This window comes from Desulfitobacterium nosdiversum, from assembly GCF_049860565.1.
In the GTDB taxonomy this organism is placed as follows: domain Bacteria; phylum Bacillota; class Desulfitobacteriia; order Desulfitobacteriales; family Desulfitobacteriaceae; genus Desulfitobacterium_A; species Desulfitobacterium_A nosdiversum.
Genome location: NZ_CP172056.1, coordinates 664,203 through 678,519, shown reverse-complemented (window position 1 = coordinate 678,519; position 14,317 = coordinate 664,203). Strand labels below are relative to the sequence as shown.

At 42.2% G+C, this 14,317-nt stretch carries 10 protein-coding genes, 7 tRNA genes, 2 rRNA genes and 1 other annotated feature (1 of these 20 running past the window's edge); all 19 genes read left to right on the top strand.

Annotation, left to right across the window (positions count from 1 at the left end):
• Window positions 1–96 precede the first annotated feature (96 nt).
• The 19 genes from ACHOLT_RS03275 to ytxC all read left to right on the top strand — a co-directional run bounded on the left by ACHOLT_RS03275 (window position 97) and on the right by ytxC (window position 14,096).
• Window positions 97–3,009 (top strand): 23S ribosomal RNA (locus ACHOLT_RS03275).
• A 101-nt stretch (window positions 3,010–3,110) separates the two neighbouring features.
• Window positions 3,111–3,227, top strand: a 5S ribosomal RNA gene (gene rrf, locus ACHOLT_RS03270).
• A 312-nt stretch (window positions 3,228–3,539) separates the two neighbouring features.
• A complete protein-coding gene (locus tag ACHOLT_RS03265) occupies window positions 3,540–4,136 on the top strand; it encodes a hypothetical protein (RefSeq protein ID WP_425805750.1) in 597 nt (198 codons plus the stop codon).
• Window positions 4,137–4,297: 161 nt separating this feature from the next.
• A complete protein-coding gene (locus ACHOLT_RS03260; RefSeq protein WP_425805748.1) occupies window positions 4,298–5,017 on the top strand; it encodes a TVP38/TMEM64 family protein in 720 nt (239 codons plus the stop codon).
• 36 nt (window positions 5,018–5,053) lie between these two features.
• On the top strand, window positions 5,054–6,211 hold the full coding sequence (locus tag ACHOLT_RS03255; protein WP_425805747.1) for a glycerate kinase: 1,158 nt from the start codon (window positions 5,054–5,056) through the stop codon (window positions 6,209–6,211).
• 110 nt (window positions 6,212–6,321) lie between these two features.
• Entirely contained in the window at window positions 6,322–6,786 is a 465-nt protein-coding gene (locus ACHOLT_RS03250) for a universal stress protein (protein ID WP_425805746.1), read from the top strand.
• Between the two features lie 168 nt (window positions 6,787–6,954).
• On the top strand, window positions 6,955–7,272 hold the full coding sequence (locus ACHOLT_RS03245) for a hypothetical protein (protein ID WP_425805744.1): 318 nt from the start codon (window positions 6,955–6,957) through the stop codon (window positions 7,270–7,272).
• Window positions 7,273–7,397: 125 nt separating this feature from the next.
• Window positions 7,398–8,675 carry a glycosyltransferase family 2 protein gene (locus tag ACHOLT_RS03240; RefSeq protein WP_425805742.1) on the top strand — a complete coding sequence of 426 codons (1,278 nt, stop codon included), beginning with the start codon at window positions 7,398–7,400 and terminating at the stop codon, window positions 8,673–8,675.
• Window positions 8,676–8,822: 147 nt separating this feature from the next.
• Complete coding sequence (gene speB, locus ACHOLT_RS03235) at window positions 8,823–9,704, top strand: agmatinase (protein WP_425805741.1); 882 nt, start codon at window positions 8,823–8,825, stop codon at window positions 9,702–9,704.
• A gap of 136 nt (window positions 9,705–9,840) precedes the next feature.
• Window positions 9,841–9,916, top strand: a tRNA-Val gene (locus tag ACHOLT_RS03230).
• 16 nt (window positions 9,917–9,932) lie between these two features.
• A tRNA-Asp gene (locus ACHOLT_RS03225) sits at window positions 9,933–10,009 on the top strand.
• A 5-nt stretch (window positions 10,010–10,014) separates the two neighbouring features.
• Window positions 10,015–10,090 (top strand) — tRNA-Phe (locus ACHOLT_RS03220).
• 1 nt (window position 10,091) lies between these two features.
• A tRNA-Gly gene (locus ACHOLT_RS03215) sits at window positions 10,092–10,166 on the top strand.
• Between the two features lie 7 nt (window positions 10,167–10,173).
• A tRNA-Cys gene (locus tag ACHOLT_RS03210) sits at window positions 10,174–10,247 on the top strand.
• 15 nt (window positions 10,248–10,262) lie between these two features.
• Window positions 10,263–10,351 (top strand) — tRNA-Leu (locus tag ACHOLT_RS03205).
• 7 nt (window positions 10,352–10,358) lie between these two features.
• Window positions 10,359–10,435, top strand: a tRNA-Val gene (locus tag ACHOLT_RS03200).
• 156 nt (window positions 10,436–10,591) lie between these two features.
• Window positions 10,592–12,040, top strand: coding sequence for an aminotransferase class I/II-fold pyridoxal phosphate-dependent enzyme (locus tag ACHOLT_RS03195; protein WP_425805740.1), 1,449 nt, complete (start codon window positions 10,592–10,594; stop codon window positions 12,038–12,040).
• Window positions 12,041–12,043: 3 nt separating this feature from the next.
• Complete coding sequence (speE, locus tag ACHOLT_RS03190) at window positions 12,044–12,898, top strand: polyamine aminopropyltransferase (protein WP_425805739.1); 855 nt, start codon at window positions 12,044–12,046, stop codon at window positions 12,896–12,898.
• A gap of 319 nt (window positions 12,899–13,217) precedes the next feature.
• Window positions 13,218–14,096, top strand: coding sequence for a sporulation protein YtxC (gene ytxC, locus ACHOLT_RS03185; RefSeq protein ID WP_425805738.1), 879 nt, complete (start codon window positions 13,218–13,220; stop codon window positions 14,094–14,096).
• A gap of 28 nt (window positions 14,097–14,124) precedes the next feature.
• Window positions 14,125–14,317, top strand: a binding site (T-box leader); it runs 45 nt beyond the window's last position.

Here is a 14,317-nt window from a genome sequence, read left to right as displayed (position 1 = left end):
CATCCATGTTCGAGTCGTTCTTTGAAAACTGCACAGAGAAAAGTCAATTTTAAGTCAAAGGATTCATTGAAAACCGAAGTGGCGGAAAAGAAATTAGGTCAAGCTACTAAGGGCGTACGGTGGATGCCTAGGCGCTAAGAGTCGAAGAAGGGCGCGGTTAACAGCGAAATGCCACGGGGAGTCGTAAGCAGGCTTTGATCCGTGGATACCCGAATGGGGCAACCCCGTTGGAGTCATATCCAACGATCTTTAACTGAATTCATAGGTTAAAGAGGACAACCCGGGGAACTGAAACATCTAAGTACCCGGAGGAAGAGAAAGAATAATCGATTCCCTGAGTAGCGGCGAGCGAAACGGGAAGAGCCCAAACCAAACTCTTCGGAGTTTGGGGTTGTAGGACCCTCTATTAAGCATTTATTCTTAGCTGAAGCAATCTGGAAAGGTTCAGCAAAGAAGGTAACACTCCTGTAGGCGAAAAGAAGCAATGCTGTGAGGGTATCCTGAGTACCGCGGGACACGAGAAACCCCGTGGGAATCTGGGAGGACCACCTCCCAAGGCTAAATACTCCTTAGCGACCGATAGCGAACCAGTACCGTGAGGGAAAGGTGAAAAGCACCCCGGGAGGGGAGTGAAAAAGAACCTGAAACCGTACGCTTACAAGCAGTCAAAGCACTATTATGGTGTGATGGCGTGCCTTTTGTAGAATGAACCGGCGAGTTACGGTATGTAGCAAGGTTAAAGCGAGAAGCTGGAGCCGAAGCGAAAGCGAGTCTGAAAAGGGCGACAAGTTACATGCTGTAGACCCGAAACCGTGTGATCTACCCATGGCCAGGGTGAAGGTGGGGTAAAACCTACTGGAGGCCCGAACTCACTGTCGTTGAAAAGGCAAGGGATGAGCTGTGGGTAGGGGTGAAATGCCAATCGAACACGGAGATAGCTGGTTCTCCCCGAAATAGCTTTAGGGCTAGCCTCTATTGATGATTCTTGGCGGTAAAGCACTGAATAGGCTAGGGGCCTTACCAGGTTACCGAACCTTATCAAACTCTGAATGCCAAGAATTTAAGTAGGGAGTCAGACTGTGGGGGATAAGCTTCATAGTCAAAAGGGAAACAGCCCAGACCATCAGCTAAGGTCCCTAAGTATACGCTAAGTGGAAAAGGATGTGGAATTGCACAGACAACCAGGATGTTGGCTCAGAAGCAGCCACCATTTAAAGAGTGCGTAATAGCTCACTGGTCGAGTGGTTCTGCGCCGAAAATGTAACGGGGCTCAAGCGTATCACCGAAGCTATGGCTTGTAGTTTTACTACAGGGGTAGGGGAGCGTTCTAAATGCAGAGAAGTTCAACTGGAAGGTTGGGTGGAGCGTTTAGAAGTGAGAATGCCGGTATGAGTATGCGAAAAGATGAGTGAGAATCTCATCCGCCGAAAATCTAAGGTTTCCTGGGGAAGGCTCGTCCGCCCAGGGTCAGTCGGGACCTAAGCCGAGGCCAAAAGGCGTAGGTGATGGACAACTGGCAGATATTCCAGTACCACTCTTAAGCGTTTGTAGCAATGGGGTGACACAGAAGGATAGGTTAAGCGTGCCGTTGGTTGAGCACGCCCAAGCCCGTAGGGTGTGAGACAGGTAAATCCGTCTCGCGAATAAGCCTGAAAGGTGACGGGGAGCGAAAATAAGTAGCGAAGTAACCGACTCCAAGCTGTCAAGAAAAGCCTCTAGTGAGCAAGAGAGTGCCCGTACCGCAAACCGACACAGGTAGGTAAGGAGAGAATCCTAAGGCGCGCGAGAAAACCCTCGTTAAGGAACTCGGCAAAATGACCCCGTAACTTCGGGAGAAGGGGTGCTCTAGAGATAGAGCCGCAGAGAAGAGGTCCAGGCGACTGTTTAACAAAAACACAGGTTCCTGCTAATCTGAAAAGAGAAGTATAGGAGCTGACGCCTGCCCGGTGCTGGAAGGTTAAGAGGAGAGGTTAGCCATTAGGCGAAGCTTTGAATTGAAGCCCCAGTAAACGGCGGCCGTAACTATAACGGTCCTAAGGTAGCGAAATTCCTTGTCAGGTAAGTTCTGACCCGCACGAAAGGCGTAACGATCTGGACACTGTCTCAACGAGGGACTCGGCGAAATTGTAATACCCGTGAAGATGCGGGTTACCTGCGACAGGACAGAAAGACCCCATGGAGCTTTACTGTAGCTTGACATTGGATTTTGGTATAAAATGTACAGGATAGGTGGGAGACAGAGAAGCTAGGGCGCCAGCCTTGGTGGAGTCGCCGGTGGGATACCACTCTTTTTGTACTGAAATTCTAACTTAGACCCCTGAATCGGGGTTGAGGACCGTGTCAGGTGGGCAGTTTGACTGGGGCGGTCGCCTCCTAAAGAGTAACGGAGGCGCCCAAAGGTTCCCTCAGCGCGGATGGAAATCGCGCGAAGAGTGTAAAGGCAGAAGGGAGCTTGACTGCGAGACCAACAAGTCGAGCAGGGACGAAAGTCGGGCTTAGTGATCCGGTGGTACCGAGTGGAAGGGCCATCGCTCAACGGATAAAAGCTACCCTGGGGATAACAGGCTTATCTCCCCCAAGAGTCCATATCGACGGGGAGGTTTGGCACCTCGATGTCGGCTCATCGCATCCTGGGGCTGTAGTAGGTCCCAAGGGTTGGGCTGTTCGCCCATTAAAGCGGTACGTGAGCTGGGTTCAGAACGTCGTGAGACAGTTCGGTCCCTATCCGTCGCAGGCGCAGGAAATTTGAGAGGAGCTGTCCCTAGTACGAGAGGACCGGGATGGACGGATCACTGGTGTACCAGTTGTCTCGCCAGAGGCATAGCTGGGTAGCTATATCCGGATCGGATAAGCGCTGAAAGCATCTAAGCGCGAAACCGACCTCAAGATGAGATTTCCCACAGCACAAGCTGGTAAGACCCCTGAATGATGATCAGGTAGATAGGCCCGATGTGGAAGCGCGGTGACGTGTGGAGCTGACGGGTACTAATCGGTCGAGGGCTTGACCTAAAACCGCAACTGAAGGTTGAATCTATTGACTTAAAAGAAACGAAAATCTGTGCAGTTTTGAGGGAACAGCATTCCGAAAGGAACACTGAAAACTCAAAAGATCTGGTGATCATGCCGGAGGGGTTCCACCCGTTCCCATACCGAACACGGAAGTTAAGACCTCCAGGGCTGAGGGTACTTGGACCGCAGGGTCCTGGGAGAGTAAGTCGTCGCCAGGTAAGTAAAGCAAAGAGACCGTCCGATAAAGATGGTCTCTTTGCTTTTTTACTACGTAAAAAAACTTCTGTTAGATTCTTTTAGAAAGTAAATTTTTCGGGTCGGTTCCACCCGTTCGATCCTGCGCCGGTAAGTCATTCTTTGAAGTATGCGGCTTGGCCGAAAGGGTATACTATACCCTTTCGTATACCGAACACGGGAGTTAAGACCTTCAGCTATTGAATAAATCCCCCATAGTGGGAGGACAATTAATATAATATATAGAATTAATCCAGAATGTCGTAATGACCATAAATTAAGGAGAGGGTAAGATAATGGCTGATTTTATGACCTATATGTTAATTGCAGCAATTTTAACTTTTTCCCAATCAACTTTGTGGGAGCTTATTTTTAGCGTATTGCTTCTTATCCCCATACTTATTTTTCGAGTTTACTTAAAACATAAAAAATATAATAAGATGGGTGACCAACTATTGCAACTAAAAACAACGCCATATGAAGCGAGTCGTGCAAAGAATTCAAGAATAACTTTAATATTATTCACAATCTTTATAGTTGGTATGTCAATTTACTTAAGCTATGGTCAGCGAATTGGACTTCCCTGGATTATCTACGTTTTGTTTACCGTGATCTATGAGAAATATAAAGGGAATACTCTACAGAAGGGATTAATGGAAAACGGATTTTATAACGGAAAAATTGTAATTGAGTGGAAGCAAGTTCAGACCTATAATCCATTAAATATGCGTAAAAAGAAAGGCTTCTTGAATATTGAAATTATTTATTTAACTAAATTCTACAAACACTTGGCCATTTTTAGTATTTTAGATGAGCAAAAAGGAAAAGCTGATAAAATCCTAAAAGACAAAGTTAAGAGCCGAAAAAGCAACTCAAAAATCAAAGCTGAGTAAAAATATGATAACTTCAGGCGAACTTCACTCTCCTGAAGTTAAATTATATAAAAATGAAGACGTACAACTCAAATTACGGTTTTACGAAAACAATCGGGAAAATAGTTTAATAAGTCATACTTAGCGTACACTAATCGTAGCCTGAACTTCTCAATCAGAGGGTGATTATCATTTCCGATCGCAAGAATAAAGTACCTATTCTTAATCTAGTCATGAGTATAGGGTTAACGTTGATATTAATAGGGATCACTATAAGATACGCGCCTTTAGTTATAGATTTAGTTGATGAGCCCTCAAAATTCAGGGAGATAATTCACTCTTACGGATATTATGGCGTTTTTGTATTTCTGTTTTTTCAAATTCTCCAGACTGTAATAGCCCCTATCCCTGGAGAAGTTGTACAAATTGCTGGGGGGTTTATCTATGGGGTGTGGCTGGGAACACTTTACCTGCTTATAGGCGCAACATTGGGATCGGTTATTGCATTTTTTGCTTCGCGATTATTGGGTTATCCCATCGTCAAAGCCTTTGTGCCCGAGGAAAAGCTTAATAAATTTATACAATTGATGCAGAGTCAAAAGGCGGAAATGGTTACGTTTATTCTATTTTTACTGCCAGGTCTGCCAAAAGATATTCTTTGTTATATTGGAGGTCTTACCCCGATAAATCCTTTGAGATTTTTTATAATTACTATAATTGCAAGATTTCCGGCACTTTTTATGTCGGTTTATATTGGTGCAAACCTACAGAAGAAAAATTATTTCACAACTGCAGTTATTTTAGCTATTGCCGTTCTTCTATCATTCCTTGGATTTTTCTTTAAAGATAAGGTCATTGAGAAAATATCCGTTCATAAACACCATAAAACAGAGATTAAATGACATAAAGAAAGAATAGTCATAGAGGGGATGAAAGCTGTGCAAATTATTGTGGCACCTGACTCATTTAAAGGAAGCATGTCTGCAGTTGAAGTTGCTAGTGCTATGGAAAAAGGAATATTATCAGTTTTTCCAGATGCCCAGGTGATCAAACTGCCGATTGCTGATGGTGGAGAAGGAACGACAGAAACTTTAGTTAGTGCTACAGGCGGGCGTTTCATGAAAACAAAAGTGATGGGTCCCTTAGGAAATACAGTAGAAGCGGTTTGGGGAATTCTCGGTGATGGAAAAACGGCCGTATTAGAGATGGCTGCAGCTTCTGGACTCACATTAATATCTAAAGATGAGCGAAATCCTCAAATAACAACAACCTATGGAACAGGCCAGCTTATAGAGGCTGCTCTTGATCAAGGGATAAGGAAACTTATCATCGGTATTGGCGGGAGTGCGACAAATGACGGCGGTTCAGGAATGGCTAGAGCACTTGGCGTAAAATTCCTGGATTTAGAGGAACAAGAATTGCCTCATGGTGGAGCTGCTTTAAGAAAATTAGCAAGAATAGATATCTCTCAGCTTGATAAACGCTTGGGTGAAACAACCATACTTGTAGCTAGTGATGTTGATAATCCGCTTTGCGGACCTAAAGGTGCCTCTGCAGTATATGGACCGCAAAAAGGGGCTACACCGATGATGGTGGAAGAATTAGATCAAGCTCTCAAAAACTATGCGCTTATTGCCAAGAAAACAGTTGCTAAAGATGTGCTGGAAAGGCCGGGGGCGGGTGCCGCAGGCGGTCTGGGTGCAGGACTTATGCTTTTTACACCCGCTCAGTTAAGGCCTGGAGTTCAACTTGTCCTCGAAGTTACTGGATTTGAGGAAAAAGTAAAACAGGCTGATTTTGTCATTACTGGTGAAGGACGAACAGATTTTCAAACAGCACATGGAAAAGCCCCAGTAGGCGTTGCAAAGGCTGCCCAAAAAAATAATGTTCCGACATTATGTATTTCTGGCGGGCTTGGGTCGGGAGCTGAAGATGTTTATGCAAAAGGAATAGAAGGCCTTATGAGTATAGTCCCGCAGCCGATGAATTTAGAGGAATGCATAAATTCTGCGGAGAAGCTGATTCAGGGGGCAACCAGCCGTCTTTGCCGAATTCTTCGGGTGGGTATGGGAATATCATACAAAGCTAAAGCTTAAAAAGCAGGATTGATTCTATTTATGCCGAATACTATATATTAGTTTAAGGTTTTTCTAGAAAAAGAAGAAATGCGTGCAAAAGAGGAAATATAAAAGGGGGATTAAAGAATATGTTTAAGAAAATTCTAGTTCCCACAGACGGATCCAAGTTTTCCCAAAAAGCATATAGAACTGCACTGGAAATAGGAGAATTAAGTAAGGCGGAAATTATTCTTCTTCATGTGATCAGCCTTTCGAGCACCTATTGGAGAGCGAGCGAGCCCTTTCCAATCGTAATTGAGGAGAGCGATCTTGAAGAAACTGCTCAGGAAGTGCTTAACTCGACGGTTGAAGGAGTAGATCAGCGTGGACTTGTCGTACGGATGAGAAAGGAATCAGGATATCCGGCACAGGTTATTATTGATATGGCTGAGGATGAAGGGGTTGACCTCATTGTCATGGGGAATCATGGATATAGCCCTTTTGTAGCTACAGTTTTGGGAAGCGTTAGTCAACGCGTTCTTTATGGAGCAACCTGTCCAGTCTTGATTGTTAAAGAAGATGCGCAAGACTCGAATACAGATATAAAACAATAATCTTAAGGGTTTACTATTCTTAAATTATCTACAACTTACATTAAGAATCTAAAGATGTCACGGGAAATAGATTAGTTTTCGCCAGTCTATATCCTCTGACATCTTTCTTGTTGTACAAAATACTTTCTTGCATTGGTTTATCATACCATGTAAGGAAGAGGTGTTATTATGCTGCGAAGATTGATCCGTGAAATAAATATAGAATTATATTGGTTAAAAAAGGATTTTGCTCGACGCTGGAAAATGGATACTCCTGTTGGACTCATGGGCATAATAGCAATAGTCACAGGTTTTGTATTATTTGTTATCTTGATTCAGGGAATAGCAGAAATTATCCGGGGAACAATACCTTGGGTGGCGGGATCAAGAATAGCGGAAACTTACTGGTCATCTATTGGCTATGCTTTAAAAGCGAGCTTAGCATTTTTGGCTTTTTCCGTTTCAATAATCCTATTTTTTTTAATGAAATTATTTTATAAGCGATAATGCATAATCTTCGATTCTTTTCATATCTATGAAGTGGACAAACTTATCATTTTCTTTACAGTATTGTTCTTGCATCAGGAAAAACCCTATGATAGAATTGGTAGGGTTAAAAGGAGGTTGGGAACGTGGATTTCTTGTCGGGGTTTACCGGTTCTCACTTATTTAATATAATAATGATTCCGGTTCAAGTTATTATTATCTTCTTTACGTTTTATTATTTTGTCCTTGCGATGTTTGGACTCTATAGAAAACGGGAGAAAAAGATATTAATACCTGAGAAATCGTTTGCCTTGGTAGTCTCAGCATATAATGAAGAGGCCGTAATTGGTCAGCTTGTTGATAACTTACTTAAATTGGATTACCCTAAAGAGCTCTATGATGTTTTTGTTGTAGCTGATAATTGTACAGATAAAACAGCACTCATTGCAAGAAATGCTGGAGCAATTGTATACCAACGTTTTAATAATGAAAAACGCGGTAAAGGCTACGCTCTTGAATGGCTGTTCCATCGTATTTTCAAGATAGAAAGGCAATATGATGCTGTTATTATTTTCGATGCAGATAATCTCGTTAACCAGAGCTTTCTGATTGAGATGAACAGCAAATTGTGCCAGGGCGAAAAGATTATTCAGTGCTATTTAGATTCTAAGAATCCATTTGATACGTGGGTTACTAATGCTTTTTCTATTACGTTTTGGCTTTCCAATCGGATGCTTCAGCTTGCACGCTGTAATACTGGAATATTATCCAATATTCTCGGCGGAACAGGTATGTGTATCGATATGAATGTACTTAAGAAAATTGGTTGGGGAGCAACCTCACTCACCGAAGATCTTGAGTTTACAATGAAAGCACTCACGTATGGAATTAAGACGACATGGGCGCATGACGCTATCGTTTATGACGAAAAACCACTGACTTTTATGCAATCCTGGCGTCAACGCAAGCGCTGGGCACAGGGACAAATTGACTGTGCCGGACGCTACTTAATTCCACTTGTGATTAAGTCAGTGAGAGAAAAGAAATTCATGTATTTTGATGCTGCTGTTCATTTATTCCAACCTGCATTAACCTTAATCGCTACGTTCTTTATGCTTACAAATATGATTGCTATTTTGCAACCGCATTACACGCATATTTTTTCTTTCGTGATGCCTTGGACGGGATGGCAAATTTTATCCGCGATTCAATATGTGTATCCAATTGCTGTATTGGCACTGGATCGCTTGCCTTGGCGTGCTTATGTTGGGCTGATTCTCTATCCAATCTTTATTTACAGCTGGATTCCTATTGTTTTCCTTGGATTTATGAATCGAAAGGAAAAGGAATGGTCACATACAAAGCATACACGGGCGATTACGTATGAAGATGTGGTTAAGCAGAAAAAAGTATCTACAAACTAATATTCAGATATAGAAAAGAAGGAGAAATTCCTTCTTTTTTTGTTTTGGCTTTCTGTTATAATATTGCTTGCATATATTAAGCCATTTAATTTTAAAATGTTTTTGAGACTAAGTTTAAAACATAAATTTTGAAAGCAGGGATAGAATTTGGACAAGGTGGATTTAAAAGAACTAATTGATAAACCCGGGATATATATCGGTGGAGAAACGTCTTACGAGGAAGCAGATGCAGTTATTCTGGGAATTCCAATGGATTATACCGTAAGCTTTCGCCCTGGAACCCGAATGGGTCCCTTAAGTATCCGCAATGTATCTGTTGGTATTGAAGAATATAGTGTTTATCTTGATCGGGAACTGGGTGATTATGCTTATTGTGACCTTGGAGATTTGGCTTTGCCCTTTGGTAACGTCGATAAATCGCTTCATTTGATCGAGCAAGCTTCCCGACAAGTTTTAGAGGATGGAAAATTTCCGATCTTTCTTGGAGGAGAGCATCTGGTAACCTATTCTCTGATTAAACCATTTATTGAGAAATATCCTGATTTGCGAGTTGTTCACTTTGATGCTCATGCAGACCTGAGGACAGACTATTTTGGGGAGAATAACTCGCATGCCACGGTTATGCGCAAAGTTGCTGAATTGTTAGGACCAAAGCAAGTCTACCAATTTGGAATTCGCTCCGGAATACGTGAGGAGTTTCTTTATGCCAAGGAAAATACTCATCTTGTCGTTGAAGAAGTGCTCGACCCCTTAAAAGCTGTTTTGCCTGAACTGCAAGGAAAGCCAGTCTATATTACTTTAGATATTGATGTAGTTGATCCAGCCTATGCACCGGGTACAGGAACACAGGAAGCAGGCGGCTGCAGCTCAAGGGAAATCATTAAAGCCATTCATGCTATGCAAGGTTTGGATATAGTAGGGTTTGACCTTGTCGAAGTTTCTCCTGTTACAGATTCCAGTGAACGAACTGCTCTTTTAGCGGCTAAGCTTGTCCGTGAGGCTATTTTAAGTTTTGTCAAAAAAGCTTAAAAATCACGATAATTCGCTTCTAAATAAGGAATAGGTAAAATACGCTTAAAATACCATAATTATTTTGGCGTAAATCTGCAAAAAATCTTTGACACAACAACGATTTTTGTGTATACTAAAATTCGTCAGTTGAGCCGGGCGATTAGCTCAGCTGGGAGAGCGCCTGCCTTACAAGCAGGATGTCGGCAGTTCGATCCTGTCATCGCCCACCAAATGAACCTCGATCTTGGCCCCGTGGTGTAGTGGTTTAACATGCCTGCCTGTCACGCAGGAGATCGTCGGTTCAAATCCGATCGGGGTCGCCATATTTGCCTCGGTAGCTCAGTCGGTAGAGCAGAGGACTGAAAATCCTCGTGTCGGCGGTTCGATTCCGTCCTGAGGCACCATGCGGGTGTAACTCAGTGGTAGAGTGTCACCTTGCCAAGGTGAAAGTCGCGAGTTCGAATCTCGTCACCCGCTCCATTATTTTGGCGGCATAGCCAAGTGGTAAGGCAGAGGTCTGCAAAACCTTTATCCCCAGTCCGAATCTGGGTGCCGCCTCCAAATTTCATCAATTTTGCCGATGTGGCGGAACTGGCAGACGCACGGGACTTAAAATCCCGCGGGCCCTAAAGCCCGTACCGGTTCGATTCCGGTCATCGGCACCATATATATGGGTTTGTAGCTCAGCTGGTTAGAGTACCACGTTGACATCGTGGGGGTCGGAGGTTCGAGTCCTCTCAAACCCACCATATGAAACTAAGAAAACCCTTAAAATCTTTAGATTTTAAGGGTTTTTTATTTTTATTTAAATATCACTATCAATAGATTTTTTACGATTATTTCTTAATTGTAAAATACATAATGCAAGGGTATAATGTTAGGGTTAAATAAAGGTGGTGGTTTTCGTGTCAGTTGGGCAAGCCAAGGCGCCAATTTACGAAGCATTAAAAAAATACCGGTCAATGCGGGTGGTTCCCTTTGACGTGCCTGGACATAAACAAGGCAAAGGAAACCCCGAGCTGACCGATTTTTTAGGTGAGAAATGCCTTTCAGTTGATGTTAACTCAATGAAGCCGCTGGATAATCTTGTTCACCCTGTTTCTGTTATTAAAGAGGCCGAAGAATTAGCGGCGGATGCTTTTGGAGCGAAGCACGCTTTTTTTATGGTTAATGGAACGACCTCGGCTGTTCAGGCGATGATTATGAGCGTCTGCAAACAAGGCGAAAAGATTATTATGCCGCGGAATGTACATAGAAGTGCGATAAATGCGCTTATCATAAGCGGAGCAATTCCTGTTTATGTTAATCCAGGCGTGAATAAAAAGTTGGGCATCCCCTTAGGGATGGCTATTGACGATGTAAGGAAAGCGATTGCCGAAAACCCGGATGCTAAAGCGATTTTTGTTAATAACCCAACGTATTATGGAATTTGTTCGGATTTAAAATCTATTACTGAGCTTGCCCATCGCCACCATATGTATGTGCTGGTTGATGAGGCTCATGGAACTCATTTTTATTTCGGAGAGAATATGCCCCTTAGCGCAATGGCGGCAGGGTCTGATATGTCGGCAGTGAGTATGCATAAAACGGGCGGATCATTAACCCAAAGCTCATTTTTATTGATCAATAATCAACTGAGTGTGGGTCATGTGCGGCAAACCATTAATTTGACGCAAACCACCAGCGGGTCTTATCTTTTGCTTTCCTCTTTGGATATTTCTCGACGCAACTTAGCGCTTGATGGAAAAGCTATTTTTAATAAAGTTTCTTCGCTGGCTAACTATGCACGGGATGAAATCAATAAAATCGGCGGCTATTATGCTTTTTCAAAAGAACTGATTAATGGCGATTCTGTATTTGATTTCGATTGCACAAAGCTGTCAGTTTATACCCGTGAAATTGGCTTAGCCGGAATTGAAGTCTATGATATTCTGCGTGATGATTATGGAATACAAATCGAATTTGGAGATATCGGCAACATTCTCGCGATTATTTCCGTGGGGGACAGAGCTTTGGCTTTAGAACGCCTGGTATCCTCCCTCTCAGAAATCAAAAGACTGCATACACGGGATAAGGCAGGAATGTTTGATCATGAGTATATTAATCCTGAAGTTGTGATGCCGCCTCAGCAGGCCTTCTACTCAAATCAGCATTCTGTGGCGATTCAGAATAGTAAAGGGTATATTTGCGGCGAATTTGTTATGGCTTATCCGCCGGGCATTCCCATTTTGGCGCCGGGAGAACGGATAACTCAAGAAATCATTGACTACATTGCTTATGCGAAGGCTAAGGGTTGTTTCTTAACGGGAACAGAAGATATGGCTATTGAAAAGATCAAAGTAGTGGAGGAATAAACGATGGAATTATGGTATACCGAACAGCACACTGATAATGTCCGTTTTTCGATTAGGGTAGACAAACCTCTTTTTACCGGACAAAGCGAGTTCCAGAGAATTGACGTATTCAACTCGAAGGAATTTGGGACTTTCTTTACGCTTGACGGATTAATGATGGTTACCGAAAAAGATGAATTCATCTATCATGATATGATTGTGCATGTTCCGATGGCGACAAACCCTAAGATTAAAAATGTCCTGGTTATCGGTGCCGGAGATGGCGGAACAGTAAGGGAACTTACCCGTTATGTAACCATCGAAAGTATTGATATGGTTGAAATTGACAAAATGGTTGTGGATGTCTGTCGGGAATATCTGCCTCAAACGGCTTGTAAGCTGGATGATCCGAGAGTCCATCTCTATTTTGAGGATGGGTTAAAATTTGTACGTTCCAAGGAAGATATTTATGACCTTATTATCGTTGATTCTACCGATCCCTTTGGTCCCGGAGAAGGTCTGTTTACTAAAGAGTTTTATGGCAACTGCTTTAAGGCATTAAAAGAAGATGGGATTCTCGTCAATCAGCATGAAAGCCCATACTATGATTCATATGCTAAATCAATGCAAAGAGCGCATAAGCGTATTCGGGAATTTTTCCCTGTTTGCAGAGTTTATCAGGCACACATTCCTACCTATCCTTCAGGCCACTGGCTCTTTGGATTTGCTTCCAAAAAATATGATCCATTAACCGATATTGACGAGCAAGCTTGGAATCGTCTTGGACTAAAAACCAAGTATTACAACACCGAAATTCATAAAGGAAGTTTCGCACTCCCGAACTATGTTAAAGAGCTTCTAGCAGGAGCAACGGAGTAATTTGTTTTATTCGTAAAACGAGTTAATAACATAATGGATTTACTTGAGACCCACTGATTTAGATCGGTGGGTTTTATTTAGTTATGGACTTAAAAAGCCAATACCTGCAAGTTGCTTTTACGAAGAAACTTGATCGAAAAGTATAAGTTGATTTCAAGCTGGAAATAGTAGGAAAGTCGGATGATGTTTCTTGGCTATTTTTTTGCAAAGATCAAAAAACCACTTGTCTTGATTTTAAGCAAAAAAATGAGAAAAAAGTGCATTAACCGAAATTATGACCGCAACCAGGTCATATACTCTACTATGGAGGGATGGCGGGTTGGAACATTCCGTACAACTTGGAACTCAATACTATCGGGAAAGCATTTGTCAGCGTTTGAGGGAACTGCGTGATCAGGAAGAACTTCCGGTCATTATCCATGAATATCAACAGGGAAAACGTTGGCTTATTGATTGCGAATTTCAGATTTCATCAGAGGAATATGGTAAAGAGCAAAATACATTAAAACGAATTCACAGTTACTATCTTGCAAATGCATTAGCGGAAACTATTTTGCGCCATTGGGAAAAAGATCATGTTCGCTGGCTGTTGAAAAAGAAATACCCCATGAAAAAGGAAGAGAGTGAACAGGTCTTAGACAAAGTTTTAAATTATCTCAATCAAAGCCCTTCGGAATGGACGAATTATCGTATTAACCGAAAAACCACCCTTATTAATCAAATCGTAGCGTGTTTAGAAACAGAGTCTTTTTTCGATATTGAAGGTTTTTTACGTTTTCGGGCTCAGGACTATAAAGAAGAGATCAAGAAAGCTGTAGCTCATGTTGTTGACGAGCATATTCTGGAAAAGGAATATATTGATTTTATTGAGCTGTTAAAGCATTTTGTGGATAGCCAAGAGCCACGTATGGATACTCTTCATGTTGGAATATCCTCTGAGGGTAAATTTAATCTTTATAACGAAGAAGGAAAAAAAGTAACAAAACAATATATGGACGATCTGTCCTTTGGAACTGCCGAAAATGAATTTTCTTACGAAGATATGCTGGTAAGCGCTTTAATTGCAGTAGCTCCGCGCAAAATAGTTCTCCATATCCGCTATAGTGGTTATAAAGATACATTACAGACCATTGTTAATGTGTTTGATGGTCGTGTAAGTTATTGCTCAGATGGATGTTTGATCTGCGAGAAGATTTGACAAAGTATCTAAGGGAGAATATAATTCTGATAAAGCGATGAGAGGAAGAGTATCTTGTTTAAACTTATGCCAGAGAGAAAATGCCATCGGCTGCAAGCATTTTTCATAGGTAAGCAGGAGAAGACCAGCCTGGAGTGTTAAACTGAAACAGTAGTAAAGTAGGTTTAAACGTTTCCCGCGTTAAGGGTCAAAGTCTGTAATGTTAAAACTCTTTTTTAGCA